At 42.3% G+C, this 15557-nt stretch carries 17 protein-coding genes and 1 other annotated feature; all 17 genes read left to right on the top strand.

Annotation, left to right across the window (positions count from 1 at the left end; all coding sequences use genetic code 11):
• Positions 1 to 60: 60 nt before the first annotated feature.
• The 17 genes from B5D59_RS09980 to B5D59_RS09900 all read left to right on the top strand — a co-directional run bounded on the left by B5D59_RS09980 (position 61) and on the right by B5D59_RS09900 (position 15395).
• The gene (locus B5D59_RS09980; protein WP_078817811.1) at positions 61 to 780 is read left to right on the top strand and encodes a DUF881 domain-containing protein; all 720 of its coding nucleotides are present in this window, start codon (positions 61 to 63) and stop codon (positions 778 to 780) included.
• 4 nt (positions 781 to 784) lie between these two features.
• Positions 785 to 1150 (top strand): small basic family protein, encoded by a 366-nt coding sequence (locus B5D59_RS09975; protein WP_078817810.1) that lies wholly within the window; start codon positions 785 to 787, stop codon positions 1148 to 1150.
• A gap of 100 nt (positions 1151 to 1250) precedes the next feature.
• Positions 1251 to 2537 carry a cell division protein FtsA gene (gene ftsA, locus B5D59_RS09970; protein ID WP_078817809.1) on the top strand — a complete coding sequence of 429 codons (1287 nt, stop codon included), beginning with the start codon at positions 1251 to 1253 and terminating at the stop codon, positions 2535 to 2537.
• 47 nt (positions 2538 to 2584) lie between these two features.
• On the top strand, positions 2585 to 3751 hold the full coding sequence (gene ftsZ / locus B5D59_RS09965) for a cell division protein FtsZ (RefSeq protein WP_009765590.1): 1167 nt from the start codon (positions 2585 to 2587) through the stop codon (positions 3749 to 3751).
• An 848-nt stretch (positions 3752 to 4599) separates the two neighbouring features.
• Positions 4600 to 4767, top strand: a complete 168-nt coding sequence (locus B5D59_RS18205; RefSeq protein ID WP_176132548.1) for a hypothetical protein — start codon at positions 4600 to 4602, stop codon at positions 4765 to 4767.
• A 110-nt stretch (positions 4768 to 4877) separates the two neighbouring features.
• Positions 4878 to 5726, top strand: coding sequence for a sigma-E processing peptidase SpoIIGA (locus B5D59_RS09960; protein WP_078817808.1), 849 nt, complete (start codon positions 4878 to 4880; stop codon positions 5724 to 5726).
• The gene (gene sigE, locus B5D59_RS09955; RefSeq protein ID WP_009765586.1) at positions 5720 to 6430 is read left to right on the top strand and encodes an RNA polymerase sporulation sigma factor SigE; all 711 of its coding nucleotides are present in this window, start codon (positions 5720 to 5722) and stop codon (positions 6428 to 6430) included. Before B5D59_RS09960 ends, sigE begins: the two co-directional genes overlap by 7 nt.
• Before the next feature lie 104 nt (positions 6431 to 6534).
• A complete protein-coding gene (gene sigG, locus B5D59_RS09950) occupies positions 6535 to 7323 on the top strand; it encodes an RNA polymerase sporulation sigma factor SigG (RefSeq protein WP_009765585.1) in 789 nt (262 codons plus the stop codon).
• Positions 7324 to 7480: 157 nt separating this feature from the next.
• Entirely contained in the window at positions 7481 to 7723 is a 243-nt protein-coding gene (locus B5D59_RS09945) for a PRC-barrel domain-containing protein (RefSeq protein WP_078817807.1), read from the top strand.
• Positions 7724 to 7792: 69 nt separating this feature from the next.
• Positions 7793 to 8485, top strand: a complete 693-nt coding sequence (locus B5D59_RS09940) for a YggS family pyridoxal phosphate-dependent enzyme (RefSeq protein ID WP_078817806.1) — start codon at positions 7793 to 7795, stop codon at positions 8483 to 8485.
• Positions 8482 to 8931 (top strand): cell division protein SepF, encoded by a 450-nt coding sequence (locus B5D59_RS09935; protein ID WP_078817805.1) that lies wholly within the window; start codon positions 8482 to 8484, stop codon positions 8929 to 8931. The genes B5D59_RS09940 and B5D59_RS09935 overlap by 4 nt, the downstream gene beginning before the upstream one ends.
• Before the next feature lie 81 nt (positions 8932 to 9012).
• On the top strand, positions 9013 to 9300 hold the full coding sequence (locus B5D59_RS09930) for a YggT family protein (protein WP_009765580.1): 288 nt from the start codon (positions 9013 to 9015) through the stop codon (positions 9298 to 9300).
• A 73-nt stretch (positions 9301 to 9373) separates the two neighbouring features.
• Positions 9374 to 10150 carry a YlmH family RNA-binding protein gene (locus B5D59_RS09925; RefSeq protein ID WP_078817804.1) on the top strand — a complete coding sequence of 259 codons (777 nt, stop codon included), beginning with the start codon at positions 9374 to 9376 and terminating at the stop codon, positions 10148 to 10150.
• 103 nt (positions 10151 to 10253) lie between these two features.
• On the top strand, positions 10254 to 10760 hold the full coding sequence (locus B5D59_RS09920; RefSeq protein WP_040758260.1) for a DivIVA domain-containing protein: 507 nt from the start codon (positions 10254 to 10256) through the stop codon (positions 10758 to 10760).
• Between the two features lie 54 nt (positions 10761 to 10814).
• Positions 10815 to 11031, top strand: a binding site (T-box leader).
• Between the two features lie 75 nt (positions 11032 to 11106).
• Positions 11107 to 13866: an isoleucine--tRNA ligase gene (gene ileS / locus B5D59_RS09910; RefSeq protein ID WP_078817802.1), complete on the top strand. Its 2760-nt coding sequence runs from the start codon at positions 11107 to 11109 to the stop codon at positions 13864 to 13866.
• A gap of 141 nt (positions 13867 to 14007) precedes the next feature.
• Positions 14008 to 14487: a signal peptidase II gene (gene lspA / locus B5D59_RS09905; RefSeq protein WP_078817801.1), complete on the top strand. Its 480-nt coding sequence runs from the start codon at positions 14008 to 14010 to the stop codon at positions 14485 to 14487.
• The gene (locus tag B5D59_RS09900) at positions 14487 to 15395 is read left to right on the top strand and encodes an RluA family pseudouridine synthase (protein ID WP_078817800.1); all 909 of its coding nucleotides are present in this window, start codon (positions 14487 to 14489) and stop codon (positions 15393 to 15395) included. The genes lspA and B5D59_RS09900 overlap by 1 nt, the downstream gene beginning before the upstream one ends.
• The last annotated feature ends 162 nt before the right edge of the window (positions 15396 to 15557 follow it).

Below are 15557 nucleotides of genomic sequence, written 5' to 3'. Positions count from 1 at the left end.
CTGTTCAGAGAGTGTTCAAACGCCAGCTGAACAAAGATCAAGAGGTAGAGGGGGGTTAGAGTGAGTGGGAAAGTAAACTGGAAGTTCACATTAATTTTATGCATTGTCGGCTTCATGCTAGCTTTGCAATACAATTCCATGAACACACCATCTACCCGAGATACAAGAGATATGTGGGCCATCCGTAATGAATTGGCCAAAGAAAAGAAAATTCATTCCGAGTTATTAGGTGAGATACGGGAAGTGGATCAAACGCTTGCTTCCTATACAGAATTAACGAATGAAAAAACAGCTGAAGCTTTGCAGAATACATTGGATAAATTGTACAAACAAGCGGGTTTTATGCCGACCACGGGTCCAGGCTTTGTAATAGAAGTAGCACCATCTCCTGAAAGTATCGCGTTCGGTTATGAAGTGGAGCCTTTATCATCTGAGCTTCTAACCCGGTTTATCAATGTGGTGAATCAATATAAAGGTAATGAATTGGAAATTGATGAGAAACGTTTCACAACACTTAGTTGGATCCGAGATATTAATGGAAAGTTAACCGTTAATGGGGAAAATGTTTCTACACCGCCATTCAAAATCAAAGTCGTATCGCCGACAATTGAGGATAGTAAGAAACTCTACAATCATTTGCTTTCTTCTGCGATACAAGACGAATTTTATTTGGATAACCTTATCCTCACCATCAGTAAGCCGGTAGATCATATAACGTTACAAAGCTGGACGGGTGGTTTCGAAAATCAATTTTTAAAAGAACAAACGAAGGAGGAATGACAATATGTGGCTACCACTGCTTGGGCTGCTCCTTGGCGTTTCACTTGGTTTGCTCTCGGATATTCAAATCCCGCAAGTCTATAATAATTATTTATCCATCGCGATTTTGGCCGCATTTGATACACTGTTTGGCGGAATTCGCGCTCATCTTCAGCAAGTATATGACGACAGAGTATTCGTTTCGGGGTTCTTCTTTAATATTCTCCTTGCAGCAGCTTTGGCATTTATTGGCGTGCATTTAGGCTTAGACCTTTATCTTGCAGCAGTCTTTGCCTTTGGTGTTAGGTTGTTCCAAAACATAGCTGTAATCCGTAGAATTTTGCTGGCAAAGTGGACATCGAGGAAACAAAATTCCAGTACGAATGTCTGACGTAAAACATTTACAGAAGAGGGTGCTGAAAATATTTAGACAAAGTAGTCAAAATACAATAGAATGTAAGTTAATAGTTGCCTTTAGGAGGTGTCAATAATTGAGTCAATCATATAATTATGTATCACTTGATATAGGATCATCCACTATTAAAGTGTTGATCGGAGAAATGGATCATAACTCCCTGCATGTAATCGGTGTGGGAAATGTTCAATCAGCAGGCATTCGAAAAGGTACAATTATTGATATCGATGCAACGGTTCAATCAATTCGAAAAGCAATTGAACAGGCGGAGCGCATGACGGGCTTGAAAATAGAAGACGTTGTTCTCGGAATCCCGGCAAATGGCGTGCAACTTCAAGATGTCAAGGGAGTAGTGGCAGTCAATTCAGAGAACCGTGAAATCACTGATGATGATTTAGAACGCGTCATGAAATCTTCTCAAGTGATGAATGTGCCGCCTGAAAGAGAGATCGTCAATCTTGTCCCTAAACAATTTATTGTAGACGATTATGATGAAATTACTGATCCTCGTGGTATGATGGGGGTTAGATTGGAAATGGACGCAACGTTAATTACGACGTCCAAAACTCTAGTACATAACATTTTACGATGTGTGGAACGGGCGGGATTGCAAATACGTGAGATTTATTTGCAACCTTTAGCAGCAGGTACCTTCGCATTGTCGGAAGACGAAATGAATCATGGAACAGCCTTTATCGATATTGGCGGCGGTTCCACTACGATATCCGTATTTGCAGAAAATCGTTTGGTCAAAACGTCTGTGTTGCCGATCGGCGGAGATCATATTACGAAAGATTTGTCGATTGTTTTAAAGACACCGACTGAACAAGCCAGAATGATTAAGCATCAACACGGACATGCCTTTTATGATGATGCTTCAGATGATGAATTATTTGAAGTGCCGGTAATTGGGGCAGACTCCAAGGATCAGTACAGCCAGCGTTATATTTCTGAAATCATCGGTTCACGTTTAGAAGAATTATTTGATTTGATATTAGAAGATTTATATGAAGCTGGAATACATGACTTGCCTGGCGGAATCGTCATTACCGGCGGCACGGCTAAATTGGATGGTGTTTTACAATTAGCGCGTGAAATTTTCAAGACAAGAGTTCGTCTGTATACGCCAGAATATATAGGTGTAAGAGAACCGATGTATTCCACTGCAGTTGGCTTAATCCGCTATGCATACATGGAAGATGTTTTCTTTGGTCATGAAGAAGGACAGGCTAGTCTGTCTCAAGCGGATGAAGCGGTTTATGAGCCAGCTGAACAAAACACCAAATTGGTCAGACCGAAAAAAGAAAAAGGCGAAGGCTTCATGAAAAAAGCCAAGAAGATGTTTGATAATTTCTTTGAATAAGAAATAGTGTAGACGGGAATTGCAGATAAAGAAGAGGAGGAGTACCAATGCTTGAATTTGAGACGAATGTAGATGCATTAGCAGTAATAAAAGTTATTGGAGTAGGTGGCGGCGGGAACAACGCAGTGAATCGAATGATTGAACACGGGGTGCAAGGCGTTGAATTTATTGCAGTTAACACAGACGCCCAAGCATTGAAACTTTCTTCGGCTGAAGTGAAGTTGCAAATTGGGGAGAAATTGACTAGGGGTCTAGGTGCTGGTGCGAATCCTGAAGTAGGGAAAAAGGCAGCAGAAGAAAGCAAAGAACAAATTGAAGAAGCATTACGCGGAGCAGATATGGTATTTGTTACAGCGGGAATGGGTGGAGGTACGGGTACGGGTGCAGCACCTGTCATCGCTCAAATTGCTAAAGATCTAGGTGCATTGACGGTCGGTGTCGTGACACGTCCATTCACGTTTGAAGGAAGAAAGAGATCGACACAAGCCATCGGTGGAATTACCGGCATGAAGGAAGCTGTCGATACATTAATCGTTATTCCAAATGATAAATTGCTTGAAATCGTCGATAAAAATACACCAATGCTTGAAGCGTTCAGAGAAGCCGACAATGTATTGCGTCAAGGGGTTCAAGGTATTTCCGATCTTATCGCGGTTCCTGGACTTATTAACTTGGACTTTGCAGATGTCAAAACGATCATGTCAAATAAAGGTTCTGCCTTGATGGGGATCGGCATGTCCACTGGAGAAAACAGAGCAGCGGAAGCAGCCAAAAAAGCGATTTCCAGTCCATTGCTTGAAACGTCCATCGATGGTGCAAAAGGCGTCCTGATGAATATTACAGGCGGCTCTAACCTAAGTTTATTTGAAGTACAAGAAGCGGCAGACATCGTAGCGACAGCATCCGATGAAGATGTTAACATGATCTTCGGTTCCGTCATCAACGATAACCTAAAGGACGAAATCATCGTCACAGTCATCGCAACCGGTTTTAACGAAGAACACCTGACAGCACCACGTCCAGGCAGAGGCCCAGGAGTTGGCAGCGGCATTCGTCAACGCGAAAGCAAGCCGGTTCAACAACAGGCACCTACACCAACTAGACGTGAAGAGCCTCGTTACGAGCAACCTGAGCCAAGACAGCCACAAACGAACCAACACGAAGAACAACTGGACATCCCAACGTTCTTACGCAACCGTCAACGACGTAAATAATTTATAAACCAAAGCTTTCCACATGAGACTAAGCTCTCTAGTGGGAAGCTTTTTTATTTTGCATGCTCCTGTATCCGATGTATTCAATTTTAGAAGCTTGTTTTGTCCCGTGGCTCGACTGATAGTGGGTTCTGGCAAGAGGTGGGGGTGTACATTGACACCGCTTCGCCGCTGGGGGATTGCCTCCCGCCAAGAGCCAACTAGCAAAGGGCGCTAGTTGGCTCTTGGCAACGGCCGACCCCGCAGTTGCGGCTACGCTAGTGTGGTTAAAATAATGTGTGTGGTGTTTAATCTAATATCCTCTTTGTTGTTAGTGCTAGCTTGTGCAGAGAATGAACTTCTTTTTTTCTACATGCTAAACGCGGGAGCCATCCGCAAGCGCCGAAGTGGGTTCAGTGAAGTTACTCTTTTTGTTGTTACGTTGCTCGATTTTTTAGAATATCCGAAATAAATACAGGTTTGTACATTATCACCGCTTCGCCGCTGGGGGATTGCCTTCTGCCATGAGCCAACTAGCAAAGAGCGCTAGTTGTCTCACGGCAACGGCCTACCCCGCAGTTGCGGCTACGCTAGAGTGCGTAAAGTGCTTGAGTATAGTATTTAAAAAAGTACTATTACGTTGTCTCGTAGCTCGACTTACAGTGGATTCAGGCAAGGATATAGGGTTGTACATTGTCATCGCTTCGCCGCTGGGGGATTGCCTTCTGCCATGAGCCAATTAGCAAAGAGCGCTAGTCGTCTCACGGCAACGGCCGACCCCGCAGTTGCTGCTTCGCTAGTGTGGTTAAAATAATGTGTGGTGTTTAATCTAATAACCACTTTGTTGTTAGTGCTAGCTTGTGCAGAAAATGAGCTTCCTTTTCTTCCATTTGCTAAACGAAGGCGCCTTACAAGCGGTAGGCGTAGCGACGAGACAGACAGGCGGTCTTCCTGACTGGCTCATCGCGGGAGCCATCTGCCAGCGCCGAAGTGTGTTCGATGAAATTACTCTGTTCCTGGTCCTGTCTTGCATTTAACTCCACAAGCAAACTACTCAAACTTTGTCGAAGGCTTTGCCGGAAAGCGTCCGCGTCCTGACATTTTTTTTAGGAGGTCCATGATAATCTATTCCTAAGGAGGCCGGCATATGTATGGGGAACTAATGATAGGAATCAACATGCTCTTTAACTACGCCATCCTGTCATTCACGAATAAAGTAGGAAACCATCAGACGAGCAGAAGGAGGCTATGGAGTGCCTCGTTTATCGGAGCCTTCTTTATTACGTTGTTTCCATACTCCATGCTAGCGATCATTGTAACTTTTTTGGGCATGACATATATCGCCTTTGGACAAACGCTCAGCAGTTGGAAAAGCTCCGTCCTTGCGGTCCTAATCGCTGCATTTTTTGCAGGTGGACTTCTGACACTCGTCTATGCAAATGTCCCAACCATGCAGAACAACAACTTATTGTTAATTGCTATCGGACTAACTTATCTCTCACTTTATATTGTGAAAATCAAATGGCTAGATACACGCAAGAACACAAGCTTAATTCGTTATACACTGGATTCCGTCGTGCAACTATGGGGACAATCTATTCCGTTAAAAGTGTTTATTGACACCGGCAATCATTGTATTGAGCCGATTTCAGGAGCTCCTGTACATTTTATTGGATATCAGGCAGTAAAAGAACAGTTACCTGCCGATTTTGCAGATGCTTTGGAAAAATGGAAACCAGACAATTCGCCTGATCTATCTGGATTTCCTTCTGTGTATCAAAAAGATCTACGACTTATCCGCCTACAAACTGTACAGGGTGCATCTTGGACTGTTGGTATCAAATTCAAAAGCTGGTTGGTGGATGAACAGCCATTGCCTTCAGGATATATTGTCCTAACGAAAGAGCAACGTCAATATCCACAAGGCGCATCAGCAATTTTGCAAGTCAGCGCAATGGAAGTGATGAAAGAAGAAAGGAGAACGGATACATGTTAATTGAAGTGAAAAAATGGGTTTCCTTTATCGCAGGTTTTTTTAGAAAAAAGAATGGAACATTTTATATCGGAGGACATGAATCCCTCCCTAAGCCACTGGACAAAGAACAGGAAGCCAAAACAATTCAAGCATTAATGAATGGCGATCCAGCCGCACGTGATACTTTAATTGAGAAAAATTTAAGGTTAGTTGTGTATATTGCAAGACGTTTTGATAATACCAATACGAATATTGAAGATTTGATCAGCATCGGAACAATTGGCCTTATAAAAGCAATCGAAACTTTTAAAGCTGATAAAAATATTAAGCTCGCTACGTACGCATCGCGCTGTATTGAAAATGAAATTTTGATGCATTTACGCAAGACAAGCCGAATGCGTTCAGAGATATCATTCGATGAACCGTTGAATTCAGACGCGGATGGGAATGAATTGCTGCTATCAGATATTCTGGGTACAGATGAAGATATTATTACAGATGATGTTGAAAAAAAGTTGGAACGTCAATATATGATAGATGCGATTCAATGCCTTGATGAGAGAGAGCGATATATTATGGAACAGCGCTTTGGACTGATGGGCACAATGGAAATGACACAGAAGGAAGTTGCGGATTTATTAGGAATCTCACAGTCCTATATTTCAAGATTGGAGAAAAAAATCATTTCCGAGCTTCGTGATCGGCTCAACCAGCCCATTTCTTAATTGGACGTATCGGTAGAAATTGGCGATTCTCTAAACCGCATATTCTAAAGCGTTGAGGACAAACTACTTTGTACACTCACCTATAGAATGCGGAGGAAAAGCCAATGGTACGTACAAGAGTAGAAATTTGTGGAATCAATACGTCCGAGCTGCCATTATTAACAAGCGATGTGATGAAAGAAACATTCATTCGTTTGCAAAGCGGCGACGAATTTGCCAGAGATGAATTGGTGTTTGCGAATTTGCGGCTCGTACTTAGTCTTGTTCAGCGTTTTAACTATCGTGGTGAACAGGCTGACGATTTATTCCAAGTAGGATGTATTGGTTTGTTGAAAGCCATCGACAATTTTGATTTAAAGCACAATGTTCGATTTTCCACTTATGCCGTGCCGATGATCATCGGAGAAATCAAGCGGCACCTAAGGGATCATCATGCTGTTCGTGTATCCAGGTCCTTGCGTGACATCGCTTATAAAGCCATAAAAGCAAAAGAAGAGTATATTAATGAACACCAACATGAACCACGTATTTCAGATTTAGAAAAAATAACGGGCATCCCGGAAGAAGATATTCTTTTCGCACTTGATGCTATTCAAGACCCGATGTCTTTACACGAACCGATGAACAGCGATGGCGGAGATCCAATCTACATGATGGACCAACTGCAAGATCAACGTGTCTCAGAAGAACGCTGGATGACCTATGTCTCCATAAAAGAAAGTGTAGAAGAGCTAAATGAACGCCAACAACTTATTGTTTCAAAAAGATTCTATTTAGGCCAAACGCAAACCGAAATAGCCAAAGAACTTGGAATATCACAGGCGCAAATCTCGCGTATTGAAAAACATGCAATGGATAAAATCCGTCTGGGGATTGAACAAAAGAACAGCTAAAAGGTTGATTGAACATTTTAAAAGCATTTTATGAAGATGGGAATACAACGAAGCATAAGAAGTATATCAGCTGTCACAATGCCAAAGGGTATTGTGACAGCTTTTTACGTTCTCGATAAAACACACTAAGCATAGTATGAAATAAGGAGGCGGAGTTATGCGTTTTTCTAGTTTACAAAAGAAAGAAGTCATCGAACTAAAAAAAGGATCCTTTCTTGGATTCGTACAAGACGCCACCATCGACATTGAAAGTGGAAAAATCGCCAAACTGCACATCGGCGAAATACAGCGTTCATTTTTCTCAGACGCCAAATCAAAAGGCGTACAGAAGGTTGGCTATGAAGACGTCATGACGATCGGCAAAGATATTATCCTTGTCCAGAAGAAACACCCAAATTGATGACTAATCGTTGATATCCAACGCCTCGCTTGATACAATGAAGCAAAGAAGAAGAAAAGTAGTGATATTGTGAAACTAGTAGAACAAAGGTTAGCAACTATACAGCAGCAAATTAACGAAGCATGTGAGAAAGCAAAGCGAAATCCAGAAGATATCACCTTAATCGCGGTTACCAAATCGGTATCGTCCAAAAGAGCGCAGGCCTTAGTGGATATCGGAGTGGAGGATTTAGGTGAAAACCGATTGGAAGGGCTGCTGGAAAAGCAAAAGAATATTCAAAACCCAGTGAACTGGCATTTTATTGGGAACTTACAAACTCGCAAAGTTAAAGAGCTGATTCATACTATTCACTGTCTGCATTCTGTAGATCGTATGAGCCTTGCGAAAGAAGTGAATAAACGGGCTGAACAGCCCATGGACTGTTTTGTACAAGTCAATGTGTCTGGCGAAGAGTCTAAATCAGGTATTGAACCAGAGGAAGTTGAAGCATTTATTGAACAATTGGCAGCCTTTGAAAACATACATGTGATCGGCTTGATGACAATGGCTCCGAATACTGATGACGAATGCGCCATACGCAATGTGTTTAGCTCTTTACGTGAATTGCGTGATAAAATTGCCGCGAAACAATTATCTTATGCTCCGTGTACAAAGTTATCGATAGGAATGTCAAATGACTTCACAATCGCGATTGAAGAAGGTGCAACACACATACGCATCGGCACAGCATTAGTCGGATCAGAAAGCGAGGAAGATGAATGAGCCTCAAGAAACGATTTGAAAAATTGTTTTGGTTGGAAGAAGAGGAAACTGTTAATGAACCTCAAAGTAAACAGCCAATGGTCAATCAACCGCCTGCCCGTAAAGAAATGAAAAAAACCAATGTGAAAAAACAAGCAATAGAACCAACTCCAACTACACCGGTTATCAGTTTGCAAAGTGTCCAAAAGTCTTCAAAAGTGATTTTAGTGGAGCCGCGTGCTTATGCGGAAGCACAGGATATCGCAGAGCATCTGAAAAACAAGCGTTCGGTAGTAGTGAATTTGCAACGAATTGAGCGAGATCAGGGTTTCCGCATTATTGATTTTCTGAGCGGTACCGTATATGCGCTTGGGGGAGATATTCAACGGGTAGGGACGGATATATTTCTCTGTGCACCTGAGAACGTGGAAGTAGCTGGCTCAATTACAGAATTTATATCAGAGTAACTGTGATTCTGCTATCTGCCAGGACTACAACTTCTGTGGAAATTAAGCTTGAACAATTTTGAATGAGGTGTACATGTCATTATGATCGTATTATTGAACAATGCGTATTTACTAATCTCAGGAGCACTCCAAGTATATTCCATCCTATTGGTGATTTATATTTTGATGTCTTGGGTACCATCGACGCGAGAAACCAAATTTGGTCAAATTTTAGGTAAGCTCACAGAACCTTATCTAGGATTTTTCCGAAAGTTCATTCCGCCACTTGGAATGATTGATATTTCTCCAATCGCAGCAATTTTTGCATTACAGTTAATCGGCCGGGGTATCGGGCAGATTTATTTAATACTTTTCAGAGCACTCGTCTGAACTAAGAGTTTTAATTTCACAACGGAAATCCTCACAGGGGTGAGGATTTTTTTGCATAAGGAGAATGTTTGCTATGGAATCGATTTTCCAGCATTTTCGAAAAGAAGAACAACCGTTTATTGAAAAAGTAAATAGTTGGGTGAAAGAAGTAGAGGATACGTATGCGCCTAAATTGACGGAGTTCTTGGATCCCCGGCAACGATTTATTACGGAATCCATTGTCCGAAATTCAGATCTTGTAATCGCTTCAGAAGGAGGTTTTCCTGATGCCGAGCGCAAACGTGTCTTGATTTATCCTGATTACTACACGCCATCAGGGGATGACTTTCAAATTAGTTTGTATCAAGTTCAATATCCACAGAAATTTGTCAGCATGAAGCATTCACAACTTCTCGGTTCATTATTATCTCTCGGTATTGATCGTTCCAGATTTGGCGATATACGGATTACGGAAGAAGCCGTACAATTTGCGGTAACAGCAGAGGTTTCCGAATACATCCACGTCAATTTCACGCAAGTCGGCAAGGTGAAGGTTTCCGTACAGCCTGTTTTGAATGCAGACGATGTGATAGATGTTCAGGAAGAGTGGACAGAAGAGATGCACATTATCAGTTCTCTCCGTTTAGATACAGTGGTTGCTTCATTGGCGAAATGTTCAAGAGCCAAAGCCTCTTCTCTCATCAAAGGAGAGAAAGTCAAAGTGAACTGGGCGATAATCGATCAGCAAGCTTTTGAAGTAGAGGAACAGGATATCCTGTCTGTCAGGGGCTTCGGACGCTATAAAATAATCGGTATAGAAGGAAGAACGAGGAAAGACAAGATCCGCGTTGTGATTGGTGCATTAGTCTGATAGAGAAAACCTTGATAAAATCAGAAATATAGTGTTTAATCAAGTAGTACAGAATTATAAGAATCAAAGCGAGATGGATCAGACGGAAAGGAGAAAGCATTTCATGGCTTTAACCCCTACGGATATACATAACAAAGCATTCAGTACGAAATTTCGTGGCTTTGATGAAGATGAGGTCAACGAGTTTTTAGAGCAAATTATGAAAGACTATGAGAACGTTTTGAAGAAAAATGAAGAGCTGCAACAAGTTATCATAAATAATGAAGCAAAAATTGCCCATTTCAATACAATTGAAGAAACTTTGCAAAAGTCCATATTAACAGCTCAAGAAGCAGCTGAGGACGTGCGTAGAAATGCGATACAGGAATCAAAATTAATTATTAAAGAATCAGAAAGAAATGCAGATCGCATTGTTAATGACGCATTGGCGCGAGCAAGAAAGATTGCAATGGAAGTGGAAGACTTGAAAAAACAGTCGAAAGTCTTCAGAAGCCGTTTTAAAATGATGGTGGAAGCGCAGCTTGATTTGATTCAGATGGATGATTGGGATCAATTGCTTAAGTATGAACTAGATACATCGAGCCTGGAAAGTGCTTCTGACGAGGAATAATAAGAAGCTTGACAATTCAAATCGACATTCCTATACTTACACTAATTAGTTAAAGAAGAAGCGATGAAAGAGAGAGTACTTTCAGACTTTGCCGATAGCGAGCCGGGGGTGGTGGAAGCCTGGTGGAGAAGCTGAGAAGAAAATCACTCTTGAGCTGGATTATGGATATGTACATGATCCCGGTCACACTGCCGTTACTAAGTGTCTAAGCGGCAATTGTATTGTACGATTGCAAGTAGGGTGGTACCGCGAGAATATCCTCGTCCCTTTTTGGGATGGGGATTTTTTTAATTTCCGAAAGCAATTAATGATACTTTGGACGTAATTTTATGGAGGAGGAATCGGAATGGAATACAAAGATACATTGCTTATGCCGAAAACGGAGTTTCCGATGCGTGGAAATTTACCGAATAACGAACCGAAAATGCAAGAGAAGTGGGATGAAGAGAATATTTATCAAAAAGTCCAGGAACGTACAGCGGGCAGACCGTTTTTTGTTCTGCATGACGGACCGCCGTATGCGAATGGAGATCTACACATGGGGCATGCCCTCAATAAAGTTTTAAAAGATATTATCGTTCGATATAAGTCGATGTCAGGATTCCATGCTCCATATGTACCAGGCTGGGATACACATGGCTTGCCGATTGAGCAGGCCCTTGTCAACAAAGGCGTGGACCGTAAAAAAATGAGCGTTGCGGAATTCCGTAAAATGTGTGAAGACTATGCGTATGAGCAAATCAATAATCAACGCACACAATTTAAGCGTTTAGGTGTACGTGGTGATTGGGAAAATCCATATATTACGTTAAAACCTGAATTTGAATCTCGTCAAATTCAAGTATTCGGTGAAATGGCGAAAAAAGGGTATATCTATAAAGGGTTAAAACCTGTTTATTGGTCCCCTTCAAGTGAATCTGCTCTAGCGGAAGCCGAAATCGAATATAAGGATAAGAAATCACCATCTATTTACGTCAGCTTCCCAGTCCGTGACGGCAAAGGTGTACTTGCAGAAGATGTAAAATTCCTAATCTGGACGACAACGCCTTGGACGATTCCAGCAAACCTTGGTATTTCGGTTCATCCAGCATTCACTTATGCAGTAGTGAATGTTAATGGTGAAAAACTCGTTGTGGCGAAAGAGCTAGTGGAGTTTTTGGCGAAAGAGTTAGAGTGGGAAAACTACTCAATAGAGCAAGAATTGCCAGGTGCGGATCTGGATCGTATCGTTGCGAAGCATCCATTCTATGATCGCGACTCACTTATCATGCTTGGGGAGCACGTAACAGCAGATGCAGGAACAGGCTGTGTCCACACAGCGCCTGGTCACGGGGAAGACGACTTCTATGTGTCCAAATCTTATGGCATCGACGCGTTATCTCCAATTAATGACCGCGGTGTGATGACAGAAGAAGCACCTTATTTTGCAGGTATGTTCTATGAGGATGCGAATAAAGCTGTAACAGAGAAGTTGGAAGAAGTAGGCGCGCTTAAAAAGCTTTCCTTTATCACACACTCGTATCCGCATGACTGGCGGACGAAAAAGCCGGTTATTTTCCGTGCAACAGCTCAATGGTTTGCTTCGATCGAATTGTTTAGAAGTGACTTGCTGGAAGCGATCCGAAATACGAAGTTTACTCCATCTTGGGGTGAAACGCGTCTATTTAACATGGTTCGTGACCGTGGAGATTGGTGTATTTCTCGTCAACGTGTGTGGGGGGTTCCGATTCCTGTGTTTTATGCGGAAAATGGAGATGCCATTTTAACGGACGAAACGATCAGCCATGTGGCTAAATTATTCCGGGAGCACGGTTCCAATGTTTGGTTTGAACGTACAGCAAAAGAATTATTGCCTGAAGGCTTCACTCATGAAGGAAGTCCAAACGGTGAGTTTACAAAAGAAACGGATATCATGGACGTTTGGTTTGATTCTGGGACGACGCATCAAGGCGTGCTAGAAGAGCGTGACGACCTTGTCTATCCAGCTGATCTGTATCTGGAAGGTTCTGACCAGTATCGCGGATGGTTCAACTCGTCATTGACAACAAGCGTTGCGATTAATGGTATCGCACCATATAAAGGCCTTTTAAGCCACGGTTTCACGCTGGATAAAGATGGCCGTAAAATGAGTAAGTCTCTTGGCAATGTCATTGTGCCGGCGAAAGTCATCAACCAATTGGGCGCTGACATTGTGCGTCTATGGGTTTCATCTGTTGACTATACGGCGGACGTTCGAGTATCTGATTCCAACTTTAAGCAAGTTTCGGAAGTATACCGTAAGATTCGTAATACAATTCGTTTCTTGCATGGTAACGTAGCCGATTTTGATCCGTCAGCAGACCGTGTATCATTTGAAGAAATGCGCCCAGTTGATCAGTATGTCTATGTGAAGCTTCAAGACTTGATCAAAGAGGTACGTACTGCATATGATCACTATGAATTTGCAGGTGTTTATCATGCGGTTAATAATTTCTGCACAGGCGTCTTAAGTTCTTTCTACTTGGATATCGCAAAAGATGTCGTGTATATCGAAGGAGTCAACCACCCGCATCGCCGCGCTATGCAAACGGTTATGTATGATACGTTGATCACATTAGTCAAACTAATCACGCCGATCTTACCGCATACAGCAGATGAAATGTGGAACTACTTGAATGTGAAGGAAGCGGACAGTGTACAATTGACAGATATGCCAGAAGCAGATGAAAAAGGCGAGGTAGCAGATAAACTGCGCGAGCGCTTTGATCATTTGATGGCTATCCGTGATGATGTATTGAAAGCGTTGGAAGAAGCGCGAAATGCAAAAGTCATCGGTAAATCACTCGAAGCAAAAGTCACCGTCGTACTTCCAGAAGATCAACAAGGTCTTCTTCAAGCAAGCGATATTGACTTCGCTCAGTTCTTTATTGTCTCCACTTTTGAAGAAAGCAAAAATACTGAGCTTCCGAATGCCCTGAAACTAGACCGTGCAACTGTACTAGTCGAACCGGCGGAAGGCGAGAAATGTGAACGTTGCTGGACCATCTCTACAACTGTAGGAGAAGATACAACTCACCCGGCATTATGTGCACGATGCGCATCCGTTGTGAAAGAGAACTATGCGTAAGCAATCTTGATGCAAAAGCCATCATCATCTACTCAAGGATGACGATGGCTTTTGCTTTTGATCAATGAAAATTGATAAGAGTAAATTAAGCAGGTTTTGTGGTAAAATGAATAAGACATTTGCTGGACGGAGGTAGACGAAGTGATCGTTTATTATGCAATCGCTGCCCTGGTCATAGGATTGGACCAATTGACGAAGTGGCTAGTAGTGAAGAATATGGAGCTCGGCGAACAAATATCTATATGGGATCCTTATTTTGGCTTCCTTTCGCACCGTAACCGAGGTGCAGCGTGGGGGATGCTGGAAGGGAAAATGTGGCTATTTTATATCGTAACCATTGTCGTTGTCGTAGCTATTATTTATTTTTTTCATACAGAAGGGAAAAAAGATCGGCTTCTTGGTGTCAGCTTGATGTTATTGCTTGGCGGAGCGATCGGAAATTTCATCGACCGATTACGGAGAGGTGAAGTCGTTGATTTCGTAGATGTACTGATTCCTGTCATCCGCTACGACTTTCCGATTTTCAATGTGGCAGACGCTGCCCTGACAATTGCCGTCGTATTAATCTTATTACACGTAATACTCGATGAGAAAAAGAAAAAGAAAAAAGGTGTCTCTTAATGGAAAGATTTGAATATGAAATTACAGAAGAAACAGCTGGCAATCGAATTGACAAAGCACTCGCTTTACTACAGCCTGATTGGTCTCGGACACAGATCCAGCAATGGGTGAAAGATGAACGCATCCAAGTGAATGGCAGCTTCATAAAATCGAATTATAAAGTGAAAACTGGAGATGTTGTCTCTGTAGAACAGCCAGAACCTGAGGCATATGATATTGAAGCAGAAGACTTAAATCTCGAAATCGTTTATGAGGATCAAGACGTCCTTGTGGTCAATAAGCCAGTCGGAATGGTCGTACATCCTTCCCCTGGACATCTATCGGGAACGCTGGTCAATGGATTGATGCATCAGTGTACGGATCTGTCGGGGATCAACGGTGTGATGAGACCGGGTATTGTACACCGGATCGATAAAGACACATCTGGATTGTTGATGGTCGCAAAAAATGATAAAGCACATGTATCGTTAGTTGATCAACTCGTGGAAAAATCCGTCAACCGTGTCTATACGGCTCTTGTTCACGGCCATATTCCTCACGATAATGGAACGATCGACGCTCCGATCGGAAGAGATCCGCGAGATCGTCAAAAAATGGCGGTAGTGGATAACGGAAAAAACGCAGTGACCCATTTTAAAGTATTAGAGCGTTTTGGCGATTATACATTGGTTGAATGCAGATTAGAAACAGGGAGAACGCATCAAATTCGTGTCCATATGAAATACATCGGTTATCCGTTAGTTGGCGATCCCAAATACGGTCCGAGGAAAACAATTGATTATGGCGGACAAGTCTTACATGCTGGAACGGTTGGTTTCCAACATCCTTCTACAGGTGAGTACATGGAGTTTACGGCTCCGTTGCCTGAAAATTATCAACAGTTGCTAAATGAATTACGTGCACATTAAGCGTTGACAAATACAAACGGCTAGCTGTATACTCGATAAAGCAATTGAATAGCGATACCTTTAAAGTCAGTCCTGTGAGGCTGGGAAGGTTGCACGGAAATACATGAGACTTACTGCGGTAAGAATCACTGTATGCTTTTTTCTGCACGTCTGCCCTCCTGT

Origin of the sequence: Sporosarcina newyorkensis (assembly GCF_900167515.1) — a bacterium.
Taxonomy (GTDB): domain Bacteria; phylum Bacillota; class Bacilli; order Bacillales_A; family Planococcaceae; genus Sporosarcina; species Sporosarcina newyorkensis.
Note: the sequence above shows the minus strand (reverse complement) of the source record. Positions and strands in the feature narration are given on the sequence as shown.